This is a genomic window from Leeuwenhoekiella sp. W20_SRS_FM14 (assembly GCF_052119605.1).
Lineage (GTDB): Bacteria > Bacteroidota > Bacteroidia > Flavobacteriales > Flavobacteriaceae > Leeuwenhoekiella.
Window position 1 is genome coordinate 424,635 of sequence record NZ_JBGQOK010000003.1, and the last position, 25,220, is coordinate 449,854.

At 36.1% G+C, this 25,220-nt stretch carries 19 protein-coding genes; 11 read left to right on the forward strand and 8 right to left on the reverse strand.

Going from position 1 to position 25,220, the window contains the following annotated elements; all coding sequences use genetic code 11:
• Positions 1 to 5: 5 nt before the first annotated feature.
• The 4 genes from mreC to rodA are packed head-to-tail and all read left to right on the forward strand — an operon-like array spanning position 6 to position 4,498.
• The gene (mreC, locus tag ACEN25_RS08105) at positions 6 to 830 is read left to right on the forward strand and encodes a rod shape-determining protein MreC (RefSeq protein WP_028376439.1); all 825 of its coding nucleotides are present in this window, start codon (positions 6 to 8) and stop codon (positions 828 to 830) included.
• Positions 820 to 1,326 carry a rod shape-determining protein MreD gene (locus ACEN25_RS08110; protein ID WP_441802463.1) on the forward strand — a complete coding sequence of 169 codons (507 nt, stop codon included), beginning with the start codon at positions 820 to 822 and terminating at the stop codon, positions 1,324 to 1,326. Before mreC ends, ACEN25_RS08110 begins: the two co-directional genes overlap by 11 nt.
• Positions 1,323 to 3,236, forward strand: coding sequence for a penicillin-binding protein 2 (gene mrdA / locus ACEN25_RS08115; protein ID WP_441802464.1), 1,914 nt, complete (start codon positions 1,323 to 1,325; stop codon positions 3,234 to 3,236). Before ACEN25_RS08110 ends, mrdA begins: the two co-directional genes overlap by 4 nt.
• Positions 3,236 to 4,498, forward strand: coding sequence for a rod shape-determining protein RodA (rodA, locus tag ACEN25_RS08120; protein ID WP_028376442.1), 1,263 nt, complete (start codon positions 3,236 to 3,238; stop codon positions 4,496 to 4,498). Before mrdA ends, rodA begins: the two co-directional genes overlap by 1 nt.
• 8 nt (positions 4,499 to 4,506) lie before the next feature.
• Here the strand turns inward: rodA and ACEN25_RS08125 are convergent, their stop codons facing one another.
• The 3 genes from ACEN25_RS08125 to ACEN25_RS08135 are packed head-to-tail and all read right to left on the reverse strand — an operon-like array spanning position 4,507 to position 8,583.
• Entirely contained in the window at positions 4,507 to 5,313 is an 807-nt protein-coding gene (locus tag ACEN25_RS08125; protein WP_441802465.1) for a DNA/RNA non-specific endonuclease, read from the reverse strand.
• A 6-nt stretch (positions 5,314 to 5,319) separates the two neighbouring features.
• The gene (locus tag ACEN25_RS08130) at positions 5,320 to 6,438 is read right to left on the reverse strand and encodes an ABC transporter permease (protein ID WP_441802466.1); all 1,119 of its coding nucleotides are present in this window, start codon (positions 6,436 to 6,438) and stop codon (positions 5,320 to 5,322) included.
• 3 nt (positions 6,439 to 6,441) lie between these two features.
• Positions 6,442 to 8,583, reverse strand: coding sequence for a carboxy terminal-processing peptidase (locus tag ACEN25_RS08135; protein ID WP_441802467.1), 2,142 nt, complete (start codon positions 8,581 to 8,583; stop codon positions 6,442 to 6,444).
• 132 nt (positions 8,584 to 8,715) lie between these two features.
• Here ACEN25_RS08135 and surE point away from each other — a divergent pair, with 132 nt between their 5' ends.
• The 4 genes from surE (at position 8,716) to ACEN25_RS08155 (ending at position 13,330) form a co-directional block, all read left to right on the forward strand.
• Positions 8,716 to 9,498: a 5'/3'-nucleotidase SurE gene (surE, locus tag ACEN25_RS08140; protein WP_441802468.1), complete on the forward strand. Its 783-nt coding sequence runs from the start codon at positions 8,716 to 8,718 to the stop codon at positions 9,496 to 9,498.
• A 36-nt stretch (positions 9,499 to 9,534) separates the two neighbouring features.
• On the forward strand, positions 9,535 to 10,647 hold the full coding sequence (gene lpxB / locus ACEN25_RS08145) for a lipid-A-disaccharide synthase (protein WP_441802469.1): 1,113 nt from the start codon (positions 9,535 to 9,537) through the stop codon (positions 10,645 to 10,647).
• Between the two features lie 5 nt (positions 10,648 to 10,652).
• Complete coding sequence (locus ACEN25_RS08150) at positions 10,653 to 11,234, forward strand: C40 family peptidase (RefSeq protein ID WP_441802470.1); 582 nt, start codon at positions 10,653 to 10,655, stop codon at positions 11,232 to 11,234.
• A gap of 62 nt (positions 11,235 to 11,296) precedes the next feature.
• Complete coding sequence (locus ACEN25_RS08155) at positions 11,297 to 13,330, forward strand: ComEC/Rec2 family competence protein (RefSeq protein WP_441802471.1); 2,034 nt, start codon at positions 11,297 to 11,299, stop codon at positions 13,328 to 13,330.
• Positions 13,331 to 13,337: 7 nt separating this feature from the next.
• Here ACEN25_RS08155 and ACEN25_RS08160 read toward each other — a convergent pair whose 3' ends face one another.
• From ACEN25_RS08160 to ACEN25_RS08175, 4 genes are read right to left on the reverse strand one after another with little or no spacing between them, the layout of a single operon-like run.
• Positions 13,338 to 13,886, reverse strand: coding sequence for a thioredoxin family protein (locus tag ACEN25_RS08160; protein ID WP_441802472.1), 549 nt, complete (start codon positions 13,884 to 13,886; stop codon positions 13,338 to 13,340).
• 39 nt (positions 13,887 to 13,925) lie between these two features.
• Positions 13,926 to 15,668, reverse strand: a complete 1,743-nt coding sequence (locus ACEN25_RS08165; RefSeq protein ID WP_441802473.1) for a peptide MFS transporter — start codon at positions 15,666 to 15,668, stop codon at positions 13,926 to 13,928.
• A gap of 16 nt (positions 15,669 to 15,684) precedes the next feature.
• Entirely contained in the window at positions 15,685 to 17,250 is a 1,566-nt protein-coding gene (locus ACEN25_RS08170; protein WP_441802474.1) for a peptide MFS transporter, read from the reverse strand.
• Between the two features lie 9 nt (positions 17,251 to 17,259).
• Positions 17,260 to 19,431: a S9 family peptidase gene (locus tag ACEN25_RS08175; RefSeq protein ID WP_441802475.1), complete on the reverse strand. Its 2,172-nt coding sequence runs from the start codon at positions 19,429 to 19,431 to the stop codon at positions 17,260 to 17,262.
• A 238-nt stretch (positions 19,432 to 19,669) separates the two neighbouring features.
• Here ACEN25_RS08175 and ACEN25_RS08180 point away from each other — a divergent pair, with 238 nt between their 5' ends.
• The 3 genes from ACEN25_RS08180 to ACEN25_RS08190 are packed head-to-tail and all read left to right on the forward strand — an operon-like array spanning position 19,670 to position 22,997.
• Complete coding sequence (locus ACEN25_RS08180) at positions 19,670 to 20,989, forward strand: hydroxymethylglutaryl-CoA reductase, degradative (RefSeq protein ID WP_441802476.1); 1,320 nt, start codon at positions 19,670 to 19,672, stop codon at positions 20,987 to 20,989.
• Between the two features lie 3 nt (positions 20,990 to 20,992).
• Complete coding sequence (locus ACEN25_RS08185; RefSeq protein WP_441802477.1) at positions 20,993 to 22,090, forward strand: serine hydrolase domain-containing protein; 1,098 nt, start codon at positions 20,993 to 20,995, stop codon at positions 22,088 to 22,090.
• Positions 22,083 to 22,997: a GYDIA family GHMP kinase gene (locus ACEN25_RS08190; RefSeq protein WP_441802478.1), complete on the forward strand. Its 915-nt coding sequence runs from the start codon at positions 22,083 to 22,085 to the stop codon at positions 22,995 to 22,997. Before ACEN25_RS08185 ends, ACEN25_RS08190 begins: the two co-directional genes overlap by 8 nt.
• A gap of 71 nt (positions 22,998 to 23,068) precedes the next feature.
• Here the strand turns inward: ACEN25_RS08190 and ACEN25_RS08195 are convergent, their stop codons facing one another.
• On the reverse strand, positions 23,069 to 25,189 hold the full coding sequence (locus tag ACEN25_RS08195; RefSeq protein ID WP_441802479.1) for a peptidylprolyl isomerase: 2,121 nt from the start codon (positions 25,187 to 25,189) through the stop codon (positions 23,069 to 23,071).
• Between the last annotated feature and the right edge of the window lie 31 nt (positions 25,190 to 25,220).

Genomic DNA, 25,220 nt, shown 5'->3' on the forward strand with positions numbered 1-25,220 from the left:
GATTCATGCAGCAAATTGTAAATTTTCTAATAAAGCATAGAAATTTTCTATTATTTGCTTTTTTGCTGTTCTTATCACTAGTTTTTACCATACAGTCACACTCGTATCACCGTAGTAAATTTGTGAATTCTGCTAATTTTCTAAGCGGCGGTATTTACGGTGGCCTTGATGATATTTATGAATATTTTGATTTAAAGATTCATAATAAGCAACTCGTAGAAGAAAATAACAGGCTGCGCTCAAGGCTTTATAATATTACAGATAAGAACGTACAAAATCTTGATACATTAGCATTTAATTCATTATACCGTTTTACTACAGCTAAAGTAATTAATAACAATTACAACTTAAAAGATAACTTTCTCACACTACGCGGTGGTTCAAAAAAAGGAATAAAACAAGATCTTGGTGTAATAACAAGTAAAGGACTGGTAGGTATTATAGATAGGGTATCAAATAAATATGCTACAGTTTTAAGCATCTTAAACAGCAATTCTCAAATTAACGCAAAACTAAAAAAGAGTAATCACTTTGGTATTTTAGTTTGGAAAGGAGGAGATCCCAATATTGTTGATCTTGTTGATGTACAATCAAAAGCACCGGTTGCTCTTGGCGATACTATTGTTACAGGAGGTAAATCAACAATATTTCCTGAGGGTATAGGAATAGGTACTATAGACAACTTTAAACTTGATCCCAGCGAGAATTTCTATACGATAAAAATCAAACTTTTTAATGACATGACTAATGTAGGCTATGTTTATGTTATTGAAAATCTTGATAGCGAGGAGATAAAAACTTTAGAACAACAGACCGTAGATGAGCAGTAGCATATTCACAAATATTCTGCGATTTGTATTACTAATACTTCTACAGGTTGCCATTTTTAATAACATCAATTTTTTGGGGTATATCAATCCCTATCCATATGTCTTGTTCATTTTATTGTTTCCTATAGGTGACAATAGAGCTTTACTTATTTTCTTAAGCTTCCTACTAGGACTCACATTAGATATGTTTAGCAATAGTGGTGGTATGCACGCAGCATCATGTGTAACCATAGCTTATCTGAGGCCTTGGATTTTGCAATCTATTTTTGGTGTAGCTTATGAGTATAATGCAATAAAGGTTACTAAAGCAGATTTTGGAGAACGCCTCCTGTATGTAAGTATTTTAGTTTTTACACATCATCTAATACTATTCTTTGTTGAAAGTTTTAACTTCTCAGACATAATCTATATACTTAAGAAAACGTTCTTCAGTGGTATATTTAGCGTACTGCTCTGTATGATTTTCATAACACTTTTTAGCTTTAAGCGTAAATGAGAAAAATTTTACTTTTTTCAATTGTACTTATATCCGGTTTTTTGCTCACCGGAAGGCTATTCTATTTGCAAATATTAGATACATCCTACGCCAGTCTTTCAGAAAATAATGCCATAAAACGCTTTTTTGATTATCCGCAGCGAGGTCATATTTATGATCGAAGTGGCAATCTTCTAGTAAGCAACCAGCCTTCTTATGATGTTATGGTGATTCCTCGTGAGGTTAAACCATTTGATACGCTCGAGTTTTGCGGACTTTTAAAAATGGATAAGGAGATGCTTATAAACCGACTTAAAAAAGCCCGGGTTTATTCTCCACGATTACCATCTATTGTCATACCCCAACTTACTAAATCTGAATATGCTTACCTTCAGGAAAAGATGCGTAAATATGAAGGCTTTTTTATTCAAAAGAGATCGTTAAGGGATTATCAAATAGATTACGGAGCAAATTTTTTAGGCTATATAGCCGAAGTTAATTACAAAGATATTGAAGACAACCCCTACTATCAATCTGGGGATTTAAAAGGAAGAACAGGCGTTGAAAAACAATATGAAGAAGTTCTACGCGGTGTTAAAGGAGTTAAATACATACAAAAGGATCGCTTTAATAGAGATATTGGCCCCTATAAAAATGGAAGCCTTGACACCTTACCTTCACCGGGTAAGGATTTGACCCTTACAATAGATTCTGATCTTCAGCAATATGGTGAAGATTTAATGATCAATAAACGTGGCGGAATTGTAGCAATAGAGCCTTCTTCGGGAGAAATACTAGCACTTATCTCTGCCCCTAACTTTGATCCCGCACTACTCGTAGGTAGAGAACGCTCAAGAAATTTTACAAAATTATACTACGACTCTATAGCAAAACCTCTTTTTGATAGAGGCTTACAGGCACAATACCCCCCAGGATCTCCTTTTAAAACGCTCAATGCACTAATTGCACTACAGGAAGATGTAGTAGATTCTGAAGAAGCATTCTCCTGCCATGGTGGTTACTTTTACGGTTCTCATGGTAGAAAACTAGGATGCCACCACCATCCTAGTCCGCTGAGTATGATACCGGGTATTGCAAATTCTTGTAACGCCTATTTTGCTAATGTATACCGTAGGGTAATTGAAAAATATAACACTCCACAAGAAGGCATGGATGTTTGGAAAAATCACCTGGAGAGTTTTGGTCTTGGAGGTTATATGGGTACAGATTTACCTACAGGTCAGCCTGGTTTTATTCCTGATAGTAAATATTATAATAAGGCTTACGATTACCCAAAATACAAATGGTTTAGCACAGCTACAATCTCAAACTCTATTGGACAGGGTGAAGTGAGTCTTACTCCTATTCAATTAGCAAATGTAACCGCAGCGATAGCAAATAGAGGCTGGTTCTACACACCTCATATTTTAAAAAGTATAGAACATCAAACTGAGTTAATACCTGAAGAATATAGAACTAAAAACGTTACCACTATAGATGCTTCAAATTTTGAACCGGTAGTTGAAGGTATGTTTGGTGCCTATAATTACGGTACAGCGGCAGGAATTAAAATACCCGGTATAGATATTTGTGGAAAAACCGGTACTGCTGAAAATTATACCCGTATAGATGGGCATAGAGCTCAATTAACAGATCACTCCATATTTGTGGCTTTTGCACCTAAAGACAATCCTAAAATTGCAATAGCCGTTTTTGTAGAAAATGGATATTGGGGTTCTCGATATGCAGGCAAAATTGCCAGTTTAATGATCGAAAAATACATTAAAGGTGAGGTCACACGTAAAGATATTGAAGAATACGTCCTATCAAATAGTCTTGAAGACGAGTATGCAAAGCCACTTAGCGGAAAGCCGTTTCCCATTAACGATGGTAAAAAAATAAGTGGTGTTCCTAAAAAAGTAGAGCTTTAATGAATAGTTTTTCTAAAGCTTACGGTAATTTTGACTGGGTTATAATTGTTTTATTTCTAGCACTAGTTCTAATAGGCTGGCTTAATATCTACTCAGCTTCCGTTGATCCTACGGGGGTTGCCGAATTTTTTAGCTTTGATAATTTATTTACAAGACAGCTTCTTTTTATAGGCCTAAGTTTTCTCATAATAATTTTTATACTATCACTTGACGCTAAGTTTTTTGAGCGTTTTGCAAGTGTGATTTATGTCATATCTATTGTCTCATTATTGGGACTTTTCGTATTTGGTAAAAATATTTCCGGAGCTACAAGTTGGTATTCTTTTGGAAGTTTTGGTATACAACCCAGTGAATTTGCCAAAGCAGCAACAGCCCTTGCTTTGTCAAAATATTTAAGCGATATTCAAACCGATGTTAAATCATTTATGCATCAGTTACGTGCTTTTGTGATTATTGCCCTACCAGCAATTTGTATTGTACCTCAACCCGATCCCGGTAGTGCTCTAGTTTATGCTGCTTTTTTCTTTCCGCTTTACAGAGAGGGTTTATCTGGTGTTTATTTAATTATTGGCTCGGTTACCATAGCTTTATTTGTACTCACATTGGCCTTTGGCCCCTTATGGGTGGTTCTGGGAATTGTTTTAATAGCCCTTGCATTACTATTTAAAAATCGCAAAAAGCGCTTTGGAAAACGCCTGTTTTACATTCTCCCTATCGTATCAATTCTCTTTGTTTTTTCGGTAAACTATATATTTCAAAATGTTTTTGAGCAGCGTCACCGTGACCGTTTTAATGTGGTTTTAGGTAAAGATGTAGATATGAAAAGCATAGGATATAACACCTATCAATCTGAAATTGCAATTGGTAATGGAGGCCTCACCGGAAAAGGTTTTTTAAAAGGAACTCAAACTAAAGGTGACTTTGTTCCCGAACAGCATACAGACTACATTTTTAGCACTGTAGGTGAAGAATGGGGTTTTTTAGGAAGTACGTTGGTAATTGCATTATTTGTGGGCTTAATGTTGCGAATTATCGTTTTGGCAGAACGGCAAAAGAGTCAGTTTAGCCGTATTTATGGATACAGTATCGCCGGCATATTATTTATTCATTTTATAATAAATATAGGGATGGTTACCGGGGTTTTTCCTACCGTTGGTATCCCGTTGCCCTTTTTCAGTTATGGAGGTTCAGGACTTTGGGGATTCACGATTTTACTATTTATTTTCGTTAAACTCGATTCAGATAGAATCAACCAGTGGTAGTTTAGCGTTTAAAACTGCCAGTCGCTTAGATTAGTTTGCTGCTCCATAACTTCTTCAATTGCATCGTCTAACTGCGGAAAGAAATTAATTCCGGTACTAGCTTCTAAAGCATCAACGGTAACAACAAATTCGTTTAATTTTTTTGTGCTTTCGCTATGCGGAATTAAGAAGGCTATACACGTATACCCGGAATCAGTTTTACGCAATATAACTTTATAAAATGCTCTAGGAACATAAACACGCTCACTACCTATTGTTTCTAGCGGATTATCTAATACTCCGGCTGTAACCACTGTAAGAGAATCATATTTCCTCGCCCAGTCGCGCACTTGAATCTCTAAACGATTCCAGATGCCACTATTAAAATCATGCAATTGCGGACTAATATTACTCGTCAAAAAAGTTTCATTATAAGCCTGAGTACTAAATTTACGATCCCCTGCAGGACATAAATGTCCTCTATCATAACCACTATTTTTATAATTACGCCAGTTTGCAGCTCCTGTACTTACGGCAGGATCTATATCAAAATAGGGTCTTGACTGGTCTTCTCCATGCAGCTGATCTTTAGTAAGTGTATAAGCAACCCAGGCAGCCTGCTCTGCTTTCTCATTATAACTTAGACTATAATATGTATGATGCACTATAGTTTGAGCTACGGCCTCTGGTAAGAAGTAGCTCAAATTAGTCTCTTTAACGAGTATGCCGGCATCGACAACTTCTATTTTATCTTGCTTCTCTATGTATTTTTCACCTACATAAATAGCAGCAATAGCGAACATCATTAAAAGAGGATAGGTATATTTTCTACTCATAACTTATTAATTAACGCCTTTTACATCTAGTGCATCACGTAACGCATTACCCATTAGCATAAATGCCATAACTAAACTCATAATGGCAAGGCCCGGAATAATAGCAAGATAAGCCTTACCTAAAATAATATAAGAATAGTGATCTTTTATCATTGCTCCCCAACTCGGGATGGGTGGCTGTGCTCCTATACCCAGGAAACTTAGACCGCTTTCAATTAAAATAGCTCCTGCAAAATTTGCAGCACTTATTACAATAACCGGAGCAAGAATGTTAGGTAATATATGTTTAAAAAGAATACGCATATTTTTATATCCTAAAGCTCTGGCTGCGGTAACATATTGCGCTTCTTTGACACTCAAAACCTGCCCTCTTACTACTCGAGCTACCTCAACCCACATCGTAAGACCTACAGCTATAAAAACCTGCCAAAAACCTTTACCAAGAGCCAATGTTATTGCAATAACAAGAAGTAAGGTGGGTATTGACCAGGTGACATTAATAATCCACATTATAAAAGCATCAAGTTTACCGCCATAGTAACCACCTATTGCCCCCAAAAAAACACCAATTATCAAAGAGATTAAGACGGCAACAAAACCTATACTAAACGAGATACGCGTACCTATAAGCATTCTACTCAAAAGATCTCTCCCGTATTTATCTGTACCCAATAAAAATGTTTTTTCGCTAATAAACTGCTCTTCAAAATCAATTTGATTTATAGCTTGTAGATTGAAATCTGATAATGGAATAGCTTTTGTCAATTCGGTGACACCATCTTCTGTATAAGGCACATACTCTACTTCGGTGTCTAAAATTTTATAACTAAAAATCGGAATTTCTGTATCTGTGTTAGACTTGCCATTAAAAGCTGTTTCTAAAAAACCCTCTTTAGTATTACTAGACCCCGGAACAGTTAACATGGTAACCGTAAAACCGGGCTTTTTAGAATGAATCGAGAGATGCATTTGATTTGCATTCTGAGTATCATCTGGAGCCAATAGATAAGCAAATACTGCAACTAAACCGCAAACGACGATGTATATTAAACTCAAAACGCCCCAGAAATTTTTTAAAAATTTCCGGAGCGCTAATTGAGATAAAGAACTTGAATGATCTGCCATAGGTTAATCCCTAACGTCAGCCAATTTGCTTCTTCTAATATTATTTACTTTTAAATCTTCAAGCACATTAATAGCTTCTTCCATATAAACGTCTTTAGCTAATTCTGCATGCCAGCGCTCTCTTTTTTGAGCAAGCGTAGTATCTGATTTGAATAATTGAGTTTCGTAAGGCAATGATTTAAAAGTAAGATTTGAATTGTAATCTCGCAAACCATCAAAACGCTTAGCTTCAGCTACATTAATCTCCATTTTAGACTTATAAGCTTCAAAATTAAGTGGCCAAATTGAATCATCTTGTTTACTCTTAATCCACTTAGCATTCTCTTCTACAAGTTTTAAATACTCATTTTGAGCCATTCTTTTTTTACTGCTATTTATCGTTTGATAATAATCTATATAACCATCCCAAACTTTATAATCTGCAGCTGCAATTTTATCCCACGGTAACGGATTCTCAAGATCTTTCTCTCCTATATCAATATAGCTATATTTATCTGGGACAACAACATCACTCTTCACTCCTTCAAGTTGGGTTGAACCTCCATTTATACGATAGAATTTTTGTGTGGTTATTTTTAAGGCTCCCATATCTCCTAAATCATTTTGACGTAACCAGCGGTTTAGGTCATATACATTCTGTACGGTTCCCTTTCCATAAGTTTGCTTACTCCCTAAAATAACCGCTCTCTTATAATCCTGCATTGCTGCAGCAAGAATCTCACTTGCAGAAGCAGAAATCTCATTTACCAAAATAACTAAAGGCTTATCCCATATAATCTCAGGATCTTTATCCTGTAAAATCTCGCTTTCTGCACCATTAGATTTTACCTGCACTACAGGTCCTTCTTTTATAAATAAACCGGCGATATCAACAACTGTAGAAAGTGAACCACCACCATTATTACGTAAATCTATTACCAGACCATCTGCACCTTCTTCGTTAAGTCTAATAATTTCTTTTTTTACATCTGTAGCTGCATTACGCTCTTCTGCATTTTGCATGTCAAAGTAGAACTTTGGTAAATTGATTACGCCATATGTACGATCATTTTTCTCTACCGTAGTAGATTTTGCATAGGTTTCCTCAAGCTCTACAACATCACGAGTAATTGCAATATTTTTTATTGTCCCGTCTTTCTTCTTTACATTTAAAGTAACAACAGTTCCCTTTGGACCTTTAATAAGCTCTACCGCATCATCAAGACGCATACCAACAACACTGGTAGCAACCTCTTCTTTTTCTTGCTTAACTTTTAAAATAATATCACCTTCCTCAAGCTCTTCACCTCTCCAGGCAGGACCTCCCGAAATAACTTCAGTAATACTAATTTCATTACTTTTTTTCTGAAGACGAGCACCTATTCCCTGAAACTGCCCACTCATCTGCATATCAAAACGGTCTTTATCTACAGGAGCGAAGTATGCTGTATGTGGGTCAAATTCTTCAACTATAGAATTTATATATACCGAAAAATAATCTTCGCGATCAAAATCATCTGTAAATTCAAAATATTCTATATATGATTTTTTTGTACTTTCTCGAGATTCTTTTTCAAGCTCTGCGTTGCTAAGTGCTTTGTATCCTGACGAGTCCTTTTCTTTCTTAGCTTCTTCTTCAATACGGTCATAATACACACCTATCGTACTAAATTTTAATTGGCTTCTCCAACGGTCTTTAAGCTCTTTTCTATTTTTAGCATACTCCAGATTCTCGTAGTCTGTATCTATAGTTTCATTTTCTGTATAGTCAAAAGGCTTATCGAGAATATCTATATAAATCTCTTTAGATTCTTCCATACGTTGTCTTAAACGCGTGTAGGCTAAATCAAAAAATGTAATATCTTCTTTACGAATCTGGTCATCTATCTCAAATTTATAGACCTCAAACTCCTTAATATCGCTTTGTAAAAAATAACGTTTTAATGGGTCAAGTGCCGTTACAAAGTCTTTAAAAACTTGTTCTGAAAATTCATCATTAAATTCTTTAGCATCGTAATGTCCTTTTTCCAAAACATATGAAATCAAACTAATGAGAACTTTATCTTTTCCCGGATCTTCATTATTTGTTGTAAAACTGCAAGACGCAGCTCCCAACAATAATGCTAAAACCAGAACTTTCACATTTTTTATCATAATTCGTTGCATTTTCTTCTTTTTACTAGCAAGCTACATTAAAAACCGTGCCACGACCCTAAGTTTACGCTAATAATTTGTTAAACGTTAAGCCGTGTAATGGCTCGGTAATTTAGTATTTTAGCACTAGAAAGCAAAACTTATATGGCTCAGCAACAACCGTTAATTTTAATCACTAATGACGATGGCATCACCGCCCCCGGCATTCGCAAACTAATTAGCATCATGCAAGAAATAGGTGATGTTGTTGTCGTAGCTCCTGACAGTCCGCAAAGCGGAATGGGTCACGCTATAACAGTAAATGACACTATTTATTGTGATCCTGTAAAGGAATTTCAAGATGAAAACCATAAAGAATACAGTTGCTCTGGTACTCCTGCAGACTGTGTTAAGATTGCTGTACAGGAAATCATGCACCGTAAACCTGACATTTGTGTAAGTGGTATTAATCACGGTTCAAATTCTTCGATAAATGTCATCTATTCTGGCACAATGAGTGCTGCAGTAGAGGCCGGTGTAGAAGGGATTCCCGCAATTGGCTTTTCATTACTTGATTATTCTATAGATGCAGATTTTTCACATTGTGATACCTTTGTAAAAAGCATAACCTTACAGGTCCTCAAAAACGGATTGCCAAAAGGTGTCGTGCTCAATGTAAATATCCCAAAACTAAAAGCCAGTGAAATTTGCGGAATAAAGGTAGGGAGACAAGCAAAAGCACAGTGGAAAGAGAAATTTGATAAACGTACAAATCCTATGGGTCGCGATTATTATTGGCTTAGTGGTGAGTTTGTAAATGAAGATAAAGGAAAAGATACAGACGAGTGGGCTTTAGCAAATGGTTACGTTTCGGTGGTACCGGTGCAGTTTGACCTTACAGCACACGATTTTGTAGCAACTTTAAATAAATGGAGTTTTACCTCTTAAATTTTCCGACAGGCATAATTAATTAAACAAAATCCCGTGAAATATTATATAATAGCCGGTGAAGCTAGTGGTGATTTGCACGCTGCAAACCTAATGAAGTCTCTTTTAGCTGAAGACCCTAATGCTGATTTTAGATTTTGGGGTGGTGATTTAATGCAAAAAGTAGGCGGCACTCTGGTTAAGCATTACCGGGATTTAGCATTTATGGGTTTTTTGGAGGTTATTATGAACCTGCGTACCATTACTAAGAATCTTGCGTTTTGCAAAAAAGATATCGCCAGTTACCATCCGGATGTGATCATCTATGTTGACTATCCCGGTTTTAATCTTCGCATTGCAGAGTGGGCTCGTGTAAAAGGTTATAAAAATCATTATTACATCTCACCTCAAATCTGGGCCTGGAAAGAAAACAGAATAAAAGCTATTAAAAGAGATGTTGATGCGATGTACGTTATACTCCCTTTTGAAAAAGAATTCTATGAGGAAAAGCATGATTTTCCGGTTCACTTTGTAGGACACCCCCTTATTGATGAGATAAGTAGCCGCAATCCTATTTCACCACAAGACTTTAGAGCGCAACATAATCTTGATGAACGACCTATAATCGCCCTTTTACCGGGAAGCCGAAAGCAGGAAATTCAGAAAATGCTCGAGATTATGCTTAGTATAACTCCAGATTTTAAAGAGTACCAGTTTGTAATAGGCGGCGCGCCCAGTCAGGATTTAGCGTTTTATGAACCCTTTTTACAGAAAAACCGGGTTCATCTTTTAATGAATCAAACTTATAATTTACTCGACGTTTCTTACGCAGCACTGGTAACTTCAGGAACTGCAACTTTAGAAACCGCTCTTTTTAAAGTTCCGGAGGTGGTTTGTTACAAAGGAGGTAAAATTTCTTACGAAATTGCAAAGCGAGTTATTAAACTCAATTACATATCTTTAGTTAATTTAATTATGAATAAAGAAGTAGTTAAAGAGCTCATTCAATCTGAGTTCAATACTAAAACTTTAAAAACGGCGTTGAGCTCTATCTTGCAGGAAGAAAACCGCAAAACTCTTTTCAATTCTTATTATGAATTAGAGAAGAATTTAGGCGGAAGAGGAGCCAGCGACAAAACCGCCAAATTAATTTTTAACAGTATTTCTTAAGCTTTATGATCAGAGTCTTTTTTACCCTATTGTTAAGTCTAGCAGTGATCAGCTGTGGAAGCAGCCACAAAAGCATTGCTACAACTTCAAAACCTACAAAAAAAACACGTTACATTCAGCAGGATACGAAACCCATAATAAATAAGCCGGCGGCTAAACGAGACTTTATTTACCTCTCTGAGATTGAAGTAGCAGACGAAAACAGATTACGCTACAATATCATAAATAATGCACGACAATTTGAGGGTACGCCTTATAAATATGGAGGGACTTCAGAAAAAGGGATGGACTGCAGCGGTCTAATTTATACAGCATTTTTAAAAGAATCAGTAGCAATACCCAGAGTAAGCCGTTTTATGGCCGAAGAAGGGGAACGCGTTGCCGCAGAAAATGTGACACCCGGAGATTTACTTTTTTTTGTTACCGGTCGTAAAAGCAAACATATAAACCACGTAGGTCTTGTAGTTGATGTTTTACCGGGTCAAGTTTTATTTATACACTCCTCTACTTCGCAAGGGGTAATTGTATCTTCTCTCAATGAAGGTTACTGGAATAACGCTTTTAAAGAAGCCCGAAAATATATGTAACTAATTGATTTTTTGAGTAGTATTGTAATTAATTCCTCCTTTACTCAGGAATTGATTAATCTGTGAAAGGTATAAATACTACTATACTTATTCTTCTTGCCGGTCTTTTAACCGGCATTTTGTGTGAGTCTTATCTACCAATATCACATAAGGCACTATTAATATTCCTGTCTGGCATACTGGTTCTGTATACCACTGTACATTTTATTCTAAAACTAAGAAGAGGGCAGCATCCTATTACAGGCATTTTAGCATTTCTACTTTTTATGTTTCTGGGGGTTACGGTCACTCAATTTAATGATCCGCTCAAAAAGACCAATCACTATACTCAGGTAACTTCAGCAAATAGCTCACAGCATTTAATTCTTACTATTGTTGAAGAACTTAAGCCAGGCTTTTATGATGCCAAATATATAGCACGCCTAAATCAGACAGATTCCATTTTTACCACGGGGCTGGTACTTTTAAATATTACAAAAGATAGTACGGTACAACGATCAAAATTAAAAGTTGATGATAGAATCTATGTAAATCAAAAGCTAGAAAAACTCACTCCAGCACGCAATCCGTATCAATTTGACTATGCTGCTTATCTAAATGGGAAAAACATATACGCTCAAATTACCACTTCGTCTAAAGATCTGGTAAATCTCAAAAAACAGGTAAAAACATTAAAAGGTTATGCTGCTAAAAGCCGATCTCATCTGCAGCAGAAAATAAATAGCTATTCATTTAATAAAGATTCTAGAGCTGTACTCAATGCGCTACTTTTAGGGCAGCGTCAAGAACTTTCAAGCGATTTACAAGAGAGTTACAGTAATGTGGGTGTAATACATATTCTCGCAGTTTCAGGATTGCACGTGGGCATTCTCATGCTGCTTGTTCAATTTTTACTGAAACCATTAGGTAATTTCAAAACAAGCCGGATTTTACGCTGTATTTTAGTAATCGCTATCATTTGGGCATTTGCTCTGTTTACAGGCTCATCGCCTTCTGTATTGCGCGCAGCAACTATGTTTAGCTTTATACAACTAGGCTTACTACTCGGCCAGCGGCAAGCTTCATTAAATGCCATAATTATATCTGCATTTCTATTAATTCTAATAAACCCCGGACTCATTTATGAAGTGGGTTTTCAACTAAGTTATGCCGCAGTATTTTTTATCATTTGGCTGTATCCTAAGTTTGAAATGCTATGGGAACCCAAAAATAAAATATTAAAATACTACTGGCAGCTAATTGTGGTAAGCATTGCTGCTCAAATAGGTGTATTACCCCTAAGTCTGTATTATTTTCATCAGTTTCCGGGATTATTTTTGGTGGCAAATATGATTATTCTACCCGTACTAGGTATTCTTCTAATTTTCGGTATTGTCATACTTATTCTAGCTGGTTTGAATATGCTCCCTGCCCATGTTGCTTCGGCGTATGATTTCTTGCTGACTCTGTTGAATACGGTAATACGCTACCTTGCTCAATTTGACTCATTCCTAATCACAAATATTTATTTTTCAATAACACTGGTATTTATAGGGTATGCAATTATCTTTTCCTTCGGAAACCTTATAAATAAGATTAGTTATACACGTATTTGTATATTTCTGATAACACTTATAGCGCTTCCTACAGGCATTCTAGTTTTAAGAAAACAACAATCAAACTCTTCGCTCTACGTACTGCATCAATACAATACGAGTCTTTTAGCAAAACAAGATTCTAGTAAAAAACTTATATTTTATTTACCTGAAAACAAAAATATTTCGAAATCTATCGTCAGGAATTTTAAGGAAAATCAATTTATAAATAGCATTCAAAATAAACCTCTCAAAAATTTCTATCTGGCAAACACTAAGAAAATTCTACGCATAGATAGTCTTGGGGTCTATGACATTCCCGGTTTAAAACCAGATTACATCATTTTAAGTCAATCTCCCAGAATTAATCTTGACCGATTGATACATCAATTTCCTGAAGTTAAAATAATTGCAGACGGCAGTAATTACAAAAGTTATGTAATGCGCTGGGAAGCTACGTGTAGAAAAAAGAAAATCCCATTTCATAATACGTATGAAATGGGATTTTATAAAATAGAATAAACGCATTTTAGCCTTTAAACTTACTTTCAAAATTAGACTGGTATTCTTGCCATGCTTCAGCAGTTGTGATGCGTTTATAAGCATCAGTCTTAATCATTTTTAAAAAAATCTCTAATTGCTGTGGTGTTTTATAACCGGGTAGTGGTTGAATTAAATTTCCTTTTTCATCAAAAAAGACTACACTGGGATAAGCGCTTATTTTTAAGGCATGAGCAAATAAATGTTGGCTGTTACGCCCTTTTCTATTAGGATCATAATTAGGATTTGTATAAGTAAAATCCTGATACTTTATAGACTCTGTACCTTCGGCATTAAATTTTACTGCATAATAATTTGCATTTACATATGCTGCTACATCTTTGTTCTGAAATGTGTTCTGATCTAATAATTTACACGGCCCACACCAATCTGTATACACATCCATAAAAATTTTACGAGGTTCTTTTTTCTGAGCTTTTAATGCTTCATTAAAAGACATCCAATTAATTGCTTTTTGAGCAGTCACAGCTGTTGAAGCCAAAACTAGTAGTAAGGTTGCTATTAGTAATTTTCGCATAATTTCATTTTAAAAGAGAATTTCAAAAAGCAGACCGTTTTAGTGAATTCCGTGCATTAATTTTTTCAATAAAGGGTGTAAGAGTATAATAAGTACACCCGCCCCTCCAGGAATAAAGAAAAATAATAGGAAGAATGTAGATAGCGAGTACTCTGCCGTAATTTGATCTATCATCCCACCACTGCTTCCTGCAAGTTTATTTCCTATCGCAATTGCAAGATACCACACTCCATACATCATCGCAATCATTCTTCCGGGAACCAGCTTACTTACATAAGACAACCCTACCGGCGATAGGCAAAGTTCTCCCATAGTGTGAAAGAAATAGGCAAGTACAAGCCATATAATGCTAACTGCAGCAACTTTTGCACCTTGTGGAATATCACTTGCACCATAAGCCAAGGCAGCAAAACCAACTCCCAATAGAATAAGTCCTATGCCATATTTAACCGCAACACTTGGGTTGTATTTACTCTCCCATAATTTTGAAAATAACGGCGCAAAAATGATTATAAAAAGTGAATTTAAAACGCTAAACCATGAAGCTGGTACTTCTGGTGCTTCAGCAGTATATTGCTCATAAAGCATCGTAATTACTAACGCCCATATAATGACAAAACTTCCTCCAAGTATAAGATTTGCAAGTTTGTATTTTCCGAAGGTTTGTTTAAAAAGCATCCACAAAACCCAGGTAATAACACACAATGGGACTATTGTTATTAGCGTATTTGCAATTCTGAATATAGTACCCGCACTGCCTTCTAAAACGCGATCTGTATAATCATTAGCAAAAATGGTCATCGATCCTCCAGCCTGCTCAAAAGCTGCCCAGAAAAATATAGTGAAAAAGGCAAATATTGAAACGGCAATCATACGATCACGTACTAGAGGTGCATATCTAGTGATTCTGGAAACCAATAATATTAAAAATATGACCAGTGCAAATAAGATCATAAAGTTGCTTCCGGAAAGTGGTCCTACTTCAAAATCAAAAACATTAGTACCTCCTATTTTAGACATTGGGTCATTGATAATCCAAATCAGACCTATGATTGCACTTATTGCGATAAATACTTTATCAATAGTCAAAAACGGATTTAATTTTATGGAAGCATCAATACTTACCTCATCCTTGTTGGTTTTCACAGGCTTCTTACCTACTTCACCAAAAATGTTCTGTGCAAAATAAAACTGAAGCATACCTGCAAACATGAAAACACCGGCAAGACCAAAACCCCAATGCCAACCCCATTGTTCACCCGTATAACCGCATAATAAAATACCTAGAAACGCCCCGGCATTTACTCCCATATAGTAAATGGTATAGGCACCATCCTTTTTATGCTCGTGGTTCTCGTACATCTGAGAAATAATAGAAGTCATTGTAGGTTTAAAAAAGCCGTTACCCACTACTAAGAAAAATAAACCCAGGTATAGTGCAAAATGAGTATCTACAGCCATTGCTGCGTGACCCAGAGTCATTAGCAATGCACCAATAACAACCGCTCTTCTGTAACCAATGATTTTATCTGCTATATAACCTCCTAAAATTGGCGTCAAATAAACTAATGACGTGTAGGTACCATACAACGCCAATGCGTGCTCTCGTGGCCAGGCCCAACCTTCATCAAAAAGAGAAGAAGTTAAAAATAACACTAAAAGTGCGCGCATTCCGTAATAGGAAAAACGCTCCCACATTTCAGTAAAGAATAAAACAAATAATCCGGCGGGATGACCCAACACCGGATTTTTGAAAAATTGTTCTGTAGATGATGTAGCCATCGTAATCTAAATCTTGTTAATTATTGATTTTAGGATCTGCAAGTTCATAATCTTCTTGCTCTAAAATCTCGCGCTCATTATCTTCTGCACCGTGCGTAAGTCTCTTTAATGGTTTTAAAGCTAAAATAAATACAATCCCTATTGCGCTTGTAAATATTAAAATACCCAGGAATACCGAATATTCACCAAATTCACTTGCTGATTCCCCAATAAGACCTGCAACTTTATTACCAAGACCTGTGGCTGCAAAATACACACCCATAAGCAGTGACGCATATTTAACCGGTGCGAGTTTGGTAATAAAAGAAAGCGTTACCGGCGAGATACATAGTTCTCCTATAGTATGAAACAGGTATGCAAACACTAACCAAAGCATACTTGAAGTTCCAGATTTCTCAAATTCCATAACAGCAAATACCATAAATAAGAAGCCAAAGCCCATTATAATAATACCCATTGCCATTTTTAAAATCGAGCTAGCTTCTTTTCCTTTAAGCTTTCGCTTAGCCCAATAGTTAGCTACTATCGTTGCAAAAATGATGATGAAACCGGCATTTAAACTTTGAAACATTACAGTGGGCACTTCCCAGCCAAATAGCATTCGGTCTGTTTTAGAATCTGTATATAAATTCATCAAACCTCCAGCTTGCTCAAATGCGCCCCAGAAAATTATGGTCATAATAAAAGAAAGTAATAAGACCATAAAACGATCTTTAAAAATGCGTGATGGAAGATCTTTATAGATCATCATCATTAAAGCGGCAATTGCTGTTATAAATAAAAATAAAAGACCAAATCCCCAGTCCATAGAATACCAGCCTACCATTGAAAAAATTATTAAAACACCTGTAACTGCAAGTTGCATTGGAGATCTAAATAGTTCTCCATAAAGTTTTCCGTAGGAAATCTCGTCCTCTTTACTTTCAGCTTTTAATAAACTTCCTACGTTTTTTAAATACTTTTGACCATACAAATACACAATTAACCCTAGAACCATAGCAATACCTGCAAGACCAAACCCTGCATGCCATCCATATTCAGCTACTACAAAGCCTATGACTAAAGTTGCAATTAGTGAACCTGTATTAATACCTATATAAAAAATACTAAATCCTTTATCTCTTCTAATATCTCCTTCTCTGTAAAGGCCACCTACCATTGTAGAGATATTAGGTTTTAATAATCCTACTCCAGCAATTACAAGACCCAGACCGGTATAAAAAGCCCAGACATCTGTAAGCACTAAAACGCCGTGACCTATACATAAGATTATAGCACCTAAAAGAACGGCCTTTTTCTGACCTATTAATTTATCTGCGATCATACCTCCCGGTATTGAAGCTACGTAAACTAGCATCGTGTACCAGCCGTATAAAGCCAACGCTTCTTGATCTGTCCACCCCAATCCTGTTCCTCTAGCATCTGTTCCCTGAATAGTTGAAGCAGTCATATAAAGTACCAATAATGCACGCATCCCGTAATAGGAAAAACGCTCCCACATTTCTGTGAAAAATAAAATGTATAGTCCTACCGGATGTCCAAACAATTCTTTTTGTTTGGTAAATTGTGCTGATTGTGCCATTAGGTTGTTTTATAAATTTTCTTTAATAAAATTAGTCATCTTCGTATACAGGTGTAAACGTGTATTCCCACCATAAATACCGTGATTTTTATCGGGATAGATTGCCCAGTCAAACTGCTTATTTGCCTGTACTAATGCTTCAATTAAACGCATTGTATTTTGTACATGTACATTATCATCTGCACTACCGTGTACCAATAAAAACTTACCCTTTAACTTATCTACGTGAGATAATGGTGAATTGGTATCATAACCACCAGCGTTTTCCTGAGGCGTTGTCATGTAACGTTCTGTGTAGATAGAATCGTAAAATCTCCAGCTGGTAACCGGCGCTACAGCAATTGCCATTTTAAACGTGTCTGCTCCTTGAAAGATACAATTAGAAGCCATAAAGCCACCATAACTCCATCCCCAGATTCCTATACGATCTGCATCAACATAATCGCGTTTACCCAGTGCCTTTGCAGCAGCAATCTGATCTTCTACCTCATATTTACCCAATTCGTTTTGCGTCATTTTCTTAAAATCTCTTCCTTTAAGACCAGTACCACGAGGATCTACACACACTACAATATACCCTTCCTGAGCCAGCATTTGAAACCAGTAGCCATTACCGCCATCCCAACTGTTTGCAACACTTTGAGAACCGGGACCGGAATATTGCGTCATAAAAACAGGATATTTTTTAGATGCATCAAAATCTTTCGGTTTAATCATATATGCATTAAGCTCCTCACCATTAATAGGAAGTGTAAAGAATTCTTTTTCAGAAATCACATAGTCTGAGAATTGATCTTTAAGCTCTTGATTGTCTTTTATCTTACGTATTAGCTTTCCGTCATTTGCATTGTGTAATGTAAATACATATGGAGTTGAAGCATCTGAAAAACTATTTATATAGTACGTGAAGTTTGTACTAAAATCTGCAGAATTAGTGCCTGCTTTAGTTGAAAGCGCTTTTTTATCTTTTCCATTTATTTTTACCGAATATACACCACGGTTTATAGAACCGTTTTCTGAACTTTGGTAAAAAACACGTTTACTTTTAGCATCGTAACCATAATAGTTGGTTACTTCCCAATTGCCTTTTGTAACCTGAGTCTTTAATTTTCCGTTTTTGTCATAATGATAAATGTGGTTCCAGCCATCTTTTTCACTGGTCCATAAAAAGTCATTATCATCTAAAAAAGTTAGGTTATCTGTTACATCAACATAAGCATCATCCTTATCTGAAAGTATGAGTTTTGCTTTACCTGAAGTTCCGTCTACAAAAAGAAGATTAAGATCATTTTGCTTGCGGCTTGTTGTTTGCACTGCCAGTACGTTAGCATCTGGTGTCCACTCTAGTCTGGGAATGTAATAATTTTGAAAACCGCTTAAGTCAACAGCTTTAGTTTCGGCGGTAGCCAAATCATAAATATGAAGACTTACCACTGCATTGTTTTCTCCTGCCTTAGGATATTTAAAGGTATCTTTTGAAGGATATAATTCACTCCCAAAGACATCCATACTAAATTCAGGAACTTCGGTCTCATCAAAACGAATGAAAGCAATTTTAGTTCCATCGGCATTCCAGTCAAAAGCTCTCACAAAAGAAAATTCTTCTTCATAAACCCAGTCTGTAATACCATTAATAATTTTATTCTTTACACCGTCTGTAGTTAACTGTGTAGTTGCTCCTGTAGCAATATCTTTTACATATAAATTATTATTGAGGCCATAAGCCACTTTAGAAGCATCTGGTGAGAACGTAGGTTCTTGTATTGGTTGATCTGAAACCTGTGTCAGTTTTTTTGAAACCAAATCATATACATAATAAACACCTAGACTTGAACGACGGTATATAGAACGAAGGTTTGTGCTCAGCAAAACTTTAGTTTCATCAGCACTCAAGGTATAGCCTATAAAATAATCTAAGCCTTCAATCTCACTTGAGTTTATAATTGTATTTACCTTTTCACCGGTTTCATAACTGTAAACATCTAGTGTTTTAATACCAGATTTTCGGTCTGTATTTAAAACCGCATATTCTTTACCATTTTGCATAGGATGCAACCTATCAAGGTATTGCATTCTAAAAGTGCCATTATATATTTCTTCAACGCTAATATTTTTCTGTTGTGCCTGAGTTGCTACGGTAGCAATAAATACAAACAGAAACAGTACTTTTTTTATATTCATAGTGGAATTTAACTTAAAAATAGACCGCCAATTTTACTAAAAATTAATCAAAAAACCCTGCTTATCGTTGTTAAATACGCAGTCTTTTAGCTAAATACGCGAGTATCATTATAATAACCTCAAGTATTAAATCTTCCTTTACTCCTAAATGAGTTACTCTTAAAATATAACAAAGCGTATAAAGAGCTTAAACATGAGCCAAAATAGTATCTTTACGCTTCAATATTTTTACCTGATTATGCCTCAAACAATACAAGGATTTTCCCGCTTAAGTAAAGAAGAAAAAATAAACTGGCTTGCAGATAATTTTCTACCAGATTCACCTAATGCGGTTTCTACGCTTAAACAATATTGGAATTCTAATACCAAGTTGCAGCAATTGCACGATGAATTTATAGAAAACACCATTTCAAATTACTATTTGCCATTAGGCGTTGCTCCTAATTTTGTTATTAATAACAAAACCTTTGCAATACCTATGGCGATTGAAGAAAGTTCTGTTGTTGCCGCAGCAAGTAAAGCTGCAAAATTCTGGATGTCTCGAGGTGGTTTTAAAGCTGAAATATTAGGGACACAAAAAATAGGACAGGTTCACTTCACCTACGTAGGTGACAATCTAGTATTAAATGAGTTTTTTGATGATATAGAAGCTACATTATTAGCAGACCTCAAAGAACTTACCGCCTCTATGGAAAATCGTGGCGGTGGCATTACCGGCATTGATCTCGTTAATAAGACCGAATATTTAGAAAACTATTATCAACTGCATGTAACATTTGAAACCCTGGACGCCATGGGTGCAAATTTCATCAATTCATGTCTAGAGCAACTTGCAGAAAGCTGGCAACGGGAGTTTAATAATCATTTAGCTTTTACCAAAAGTAAGGCAGAAATGGTGGTCATCATGAGCATTCTTTCTAATTATGTACCGGGATGTGTTGTACGCGCTGAAGTATGTTGTGCAGTGAGCGAACTTACAGAAGCAGACGGTATAGATCCTGAAGTTTTCGCATCAAAATTTGTACAGGCAGTACGTATCGCAGAGGTAGAAACCTACCGCGCAGTTACTCATAATAAGGGAATTATGAATGGTATTGACGCTGTCGTTCTTGCTACCGGAAATGATTTTAGAGCAATTGAAGCCGGTGCTCATGCTTATGCAGCAAGAAACGGAAGCTACTCAAGTCTTACCCACGCTACGGTTGAAAATGGAATATTTAGATTCTGGATAGAAGTACCTTTGGCATTAGGAACTGTAGGTGGTCTTACAAAATTACACCCGTTAGTAAAACTGAATCTTGAAATGCTGGGCAACCCTAGCGCACCGCAACTTATGGAAATCATCGCAGTGGCAGGTCTTGCTCAAAATTTTGGGGCGATTAAATCACTTACCACAACCGGAATTCAGAAAGGGCATATGAAAATGCACCTTATGAATATGTTGAATCAGTTTGAGGCTACAGATGCAGAAAAGGCACAAGCAATAAATCATTTTAAAACGCACAAAGTAACCCATAGTGCTGTTGATTCATTTATTAAAAATGCTCGTAACGAATAACTTATGAAACTAACTTTTAGCCTGGTTTCTTTTATTTTACTAGTAAACCTGTGCACTGCTCAGGAACTTTCTGAAGATTTAAAAATCAAAATAAAGCAAGCGCAGCAAGCCCATCAAATACCAGCAATTGCAGTTAGTTTAATTACACCAGATTCTATTTTTAGTTATGTAAATGGAAAAGCAAGGTTTTCGAAGAAAGAGCAAATTTCTAAAAATGCTAAATTTCATTTAGGGTCTAATACAAAGGCAATAACTTCTTTTATTGCTATGCGCCTAACTGAGCAAGGAGAAATAAGTTGGGGAACTCCTTTCTTCAAACTTTTTCCAGAACTAGAATCAACAAGTAGATCTGTTTATTCTGATATTACTTTAGGAGATCTATTATCGCATAATGCTCAAATACGCCCTTACACTAAAGGCTCTGAGCTCACAAAATTCAATAGATTAAAAGGTTCAATTAGTGAAAACAGATATACGTTTTCAAAAAGTGTTTTAACCCAAAAAGCTGTAAAAAAAGGCACCTACTCTAATGCCGGTTACGTATTAGCAGCTTTAATGCTAGAACGTGCTTCGGGTAAGACCTACCGGGAATTGGTAGATCAGACTATGCAGGAATTAGATTTAGAGTACTTCATAGGATTTCCCAATAAACAAAACGCTACATATCCCTGGGGACATTGGGATCAAAAGGGAGTATTTGAAGCCCTCTCACCAGAGCACGCTTATAAATTACCAGATTATATGTCTAGTGCCGGAGACATTAGCATGAATATACTCGATTACAGCAAATTTATACAGCTGCATCTAAACGGGCTTTTAGGAACGAGTACTTATCTTAATGCAGATGATTATAATTGGTTACATTTTGGTCAAAGTCCGTACGCTTATGGCTGGGGAAATGTAATTAAGGATTCTGAAAAGATGAGTTTTCATGATGGCAGTGCAGGTACGTACTACAGCCATACTGTACTTTTACCAAATAAAAATATAGCAGTTGTCATACTTATGAATACAGCTTCTACCGAAGCTGTTGAGGCTATTTATAATCTTCAGCAGTTTATAACATCACAACCTCAAAAATCTAAGAAATATTATGAGTAAGCGATTTTACGGCCACGGAAAACTTCTCATAACTGGAGAATATCTTGTTTTAGATGGAGCTCTAGCACTGGCTATACCTACTCAAAAAGGACAAAGTCTGGTTGTAGAAGATGTAAACATCGAAGGAATAACCTGGGTAAGTCTTAAGTCTTCTGGTGAACTCTGGTTTACTACGCATCTAACCTATGACGATTTAAAAAAATCACTACCCAAACAACCTGCAGATCCTAAAGACCGTTTAATTCAACTACTTGCGGCAGCACAGAGTTTGAATCCGCAATTTTTAAGAGATGCTAAAAATATAAAAGTAACCACCACTTTAGAATTTGAAAGTAATTGGGGACTGGGTTCTTCTTCTACACTTATTTATACACTTGCAGAATGGGCAGAAGTTGATGCATATGCCTTACTAAATCTTACATTTGGTGGCAGCGGCTACGACATTGCCTGCGCAAGTAATCACACTCCAATTCTGTACCAACTAAAAGAACAAAAACCCCGCGTATTACAAACACAGTTTAATCCACCATTTAGAGATCAATTATTTTTTATACATCTCAATAAAAAACAAAACAGCAGAGACGCAATCTTAAATTATAGAAAACAACCTAAAGAAAGCCTGGAGAGCGCGATTAACAAGGTTTCCGGAATAAGCGAAACATTGCTCAGCTGTGAAGAATTACTCAGTTTTAGGGCGCTTATAGACGCTCACGAGCGCATTATTGCTTCAGTACTCAATACCCAAACTATAAAGCAGCAATTATTTGCAGATTACCCCGGAAGCATTAAAAGTCTGGGAGGCTGGGGCGGTGATTTTATTCTTGTAACTGCAAATCAGGAAGATCTTGACTATTTTAGAAATAAAGGATACCACACAATAATTTCTTACAGTGATATGGCATATTAGAAGCTAAATTTTATACAAAAAAAAAGAGCCGTTTTAAAAACGGCTCTTTTTTTTGTACTCTATGTTACTGATTAATAAAAATCAGCTCGTTTATCTTCAATTTTAGCTGCGTCTTTTAATGCTTGTAGAACAGTAAAATTCACATTAGCTCTATCTGCATTATCTTTTTGTATCGCAAAACTCGCATAATTATCAAGCTTACGAGCAGGAGTAACATTTACTACCTTCACTACATAAACACCTTTATCTCCTGCAATAGGATTTGAGACACTACCTTTATCAAGACCAAAAGCAATACCCATAACTTTAGGCTCTGTACCTGCTCCTGCTAAAGTAGGATTTTTAAGATTTACTCCGTTTGAAGTTTGAACGCTTACATTATTTGCAGAAGCAATTGCATTAAGATCTTTACCTGTAATTTTTTTCTTAATTAGTTCAGCTTTCTTCTCATTACGAATTATTGGAGTTACTCGCGGAGAAGCTTGATCTACCGGCATTAATCCTTTTTCTGTTTTAGCTGTAAGCTGTACTACCAGGTAACCTCCTTCTACATTAAAACGCTGCACGTCTCCTGTTTTAGTTTCTTCATTAAACGCCCAACGAATAATCTCGCGTTGACTACCCTGTCCTGGTAATGTCTCATCTAAGGCTTTAATGCTATTTACAGGTCTAACTGTATAGTTTTCAGCTTTAGCTGCATCTTCAAATGAATTCTTATCGTCTGAAACGGCCATTTGAAATTTTGTAGTAGCATTAAAAACTTCATTGATTGTCTCTTGAGATGGCTCTATTTCTTTTGCAACTGTTGCTAATTTAATAGCGCGTTGCTTATTTTTCTGGTCATCTATCTTGATAACGTGATAACCATATTGAGATTCTACAACTCCTACTTCTCCTGTATTGCCATTAAATATAAAGTCATTAAAAGGCTTAACATATCTTCCTTTAGTAGCGTAACCTAAATCACCACCTTTTTCTTTACTTCCGTCTGCAGAAAACTCAGGAGCTAATTCTGCAAGCTTAGATGGCGTTGCTTTTATTACTGAAGCAAGACTGTCTGCTAAATTCTTAGCTTCTGCCTTAGATCGTGTTTGGCTTGCAGCATTTGCAAGACCTTCATAGGTAAGAAGTATGTGCGATGCTTTTACAGAATCAGGTATTTGACTTACACCCACTACTTTTGATATTTTGTAATACCCATTGTCTTTGTAAGGACCATAAACAGACCCTTCATTTAAACCAAACAGAGTATCTCCTACTGAACCAGGCAATTCGTTTTTAAATAAATAAGCATCTGAATATCGTAAATCTGAGTATTCATTTACAAATTCTTCAGGATTTGTAGTTGCTGCCAGGCCATTAACTGTATCATTTGTTTTAGTGGCAGCTGTATATTCTACACGCTTATTTAAAAGTGAAGCAACACTTGCTTTTAAAGCTTCCTCGTCAGACAGCGAAGGTGCTTCTGAAAACATTACGTAACGAAGATTTCTGGTAGCTTCAGATTTAAATTCAGATTTGTGATCTTCAAGATAAGCAGCAATATCTTCTTTAGAAACTGTTACCTGATCGTCTGCAATAGAAGTATAAGGAATTTGAACATACTCTAAATCTCTAAGATTATTTTCTAACTCGTAAGCCATTTGACCTTCTTTAAAGCTTGTGTTTAAACCAGCTTTAATAAGGCTAAAGTATATTTGTTGTTGTTCGTTATTTGCTAATTGCTTTTCATAATCTACCCACTGTGCATACATTGTAGGATTTGTAGATTTTAAAGTCGCTACATATTCACGTAACTTTTGCTCACTAAAAACACCGTCATTTTGAAAGTTAGGATCGTTTTGCAATGCCTCTTTCAACAAATTATTTATACGATCTTGCTCTACAGTAATACCTAAATCTTCGTACTGCTCATCAAGTAAAATGCGACGCACTTCTTGCTCCCAGGCAGCATTTACCGCCTGAGTGGTAGTGATCCCTGCCCCGTAACGTGCAGTCTGGCTTTCAACCAGCCCAGCAAATTCCTGCTGTTCTATATCTTCATCATTTACAGAACCTAGAATACGTTGTGATTTTTGAGTAGAAAAACCACCGTTTTTTAGCACATCTGCCAATACAAATGCAAATAAAGCCAGAGCTATAATTGCAATTAAGAATACCGAGCGTTGTCTAATCTTGTTTAAAACTGCCATTGTTTATGTGTTTGTCAAATAGTGGGCGAAA

What these genes read in the sequence shown, in the direction of transcription:
- ACEN25_RS08195 (WP_441802479.1), bottom strand. Translation starts at nt 25,189, where the DNA reads ATGGCAGTTTTAAACAAGATTAGACAACGCTCGGTATTCTTAATTGCA.
- rodA (WP_028376442.1), top strand. Translation starts at nt 3,236, where the DNA reads ATGAATAGTTTTTCTAAAGCTTACGGTAATTTTGACTGGGTTATAATT.
- ACEN25_RS08110 (WP_441802463.1), top strand. Translation starts at nt 820, where the DNA reads ATGAGCAGTAGCATATTCACAAATATTCTGCGATTTGTATTACTAATA.
- ACEN25_RS08135 (WP_441802467.1), bottom strand. Translation starts at nt 8,583, where the DNA reads ATGCAACGAATTATGATAAAAAATGTGAAAGTTCTGGTTTTAGCATTA.
- ACEN25_RS08175 (WP_441802475.1), bottom strand. Translation starts at nt 19,431, where the DNA reads ATGAATATAAAAAAAGTACTGTTTCTGTTTGTATTTATTGCTACCGTA.
- ACEN25_RS08150 (WP_441802470.1), top strand. Translation starts at nt 10,653, where the DNA reads ATGATCAGAGTCTTTTTTACCCTATTGTTAAGTCTAGCAGTGATCAGC.
- ACEN25_RS08160 (WP_441802472.1), bottom strand. Translation starts at nt 13,886, where the DNA reads ATGCGAAAATTACTAATAGCAACCTTACTACTAGTTTTGGCTTCAACA.
- ACEN25_RS08165 (WP_441802473.1), bottom strand. Translation starts at nt 15,668, where the DNA reads ATGGCTACATCATCTACAGAACAATTTTTCAAAAATCCGGTGTTGGGT.
- ACEN25_RS08125 (WP_441802465.1), bottom strand. Translation starts at nt 5,313, where the DNA reads ATGAGTAGAAAATATACCTATCCTCTTTTAATGATGTTCGCTATTGCT.
- ACEN25_RS08180 (WP_441802476.1), top strand. Translation starts at nt 19,670, where the DNA reads ATGCCTCAAACAATACAAGGATTTTCCCGCTTAAGTAAAGAAGAAAAA.
- surE (WP_441802468.1), top strand. Translation starts at nt 8,716, where the DNA reads ATGGCTCAGCAACAACCGTTAATTTTAATCACTAATGACGATGGCATC.
- ACEN25_RS08190 (WP_441802478.1), top strand. Translation starts at nt 22,083, where the DNA reads ATGAGTAAGCGATTTTACGGCCACGGAAAACTTCTCATAACTGGAGAA.
- mrdA (WP_441802464.1), top strand. Translation starts at nt 1,323, where the DNA reads ATGAGAAAAATTTTACTTTTTTCAATTGTACTTATATCCGGTTTTTTG.
- ACEN25_RS08185 (WP_441802477.1), top strand. Translation starts at nt 20,993, where the DNA reads ATGAAACTAACTTTTAGCCTGGTTTCTTTTATTTTACTAGTAAACCTG.
- ACEN25_RS08170 (WP_441802474.1), bottom strand. Translation starts at nt 17,250, where the DNA reads ATGGCACAATCAGCACAATTTACCAAACAAAAAGAATTGTTTGGACAT.
- ACEN25_RS08130 (WP_441802466.1), bottom strand. Translation starts at nt 6,438, where the DNA reads ATGGCAGATCATTCAAGTTCTTTATCTCAATTAGCGCTCCGGAAATTT.
- mreC (WP_028376439.1), top strand. Translation starts at nt 6, where the DNA reads ATGCAGCAAATTGTAAATTTTCTAATAAAGCATAGAAATTTTCTATTA.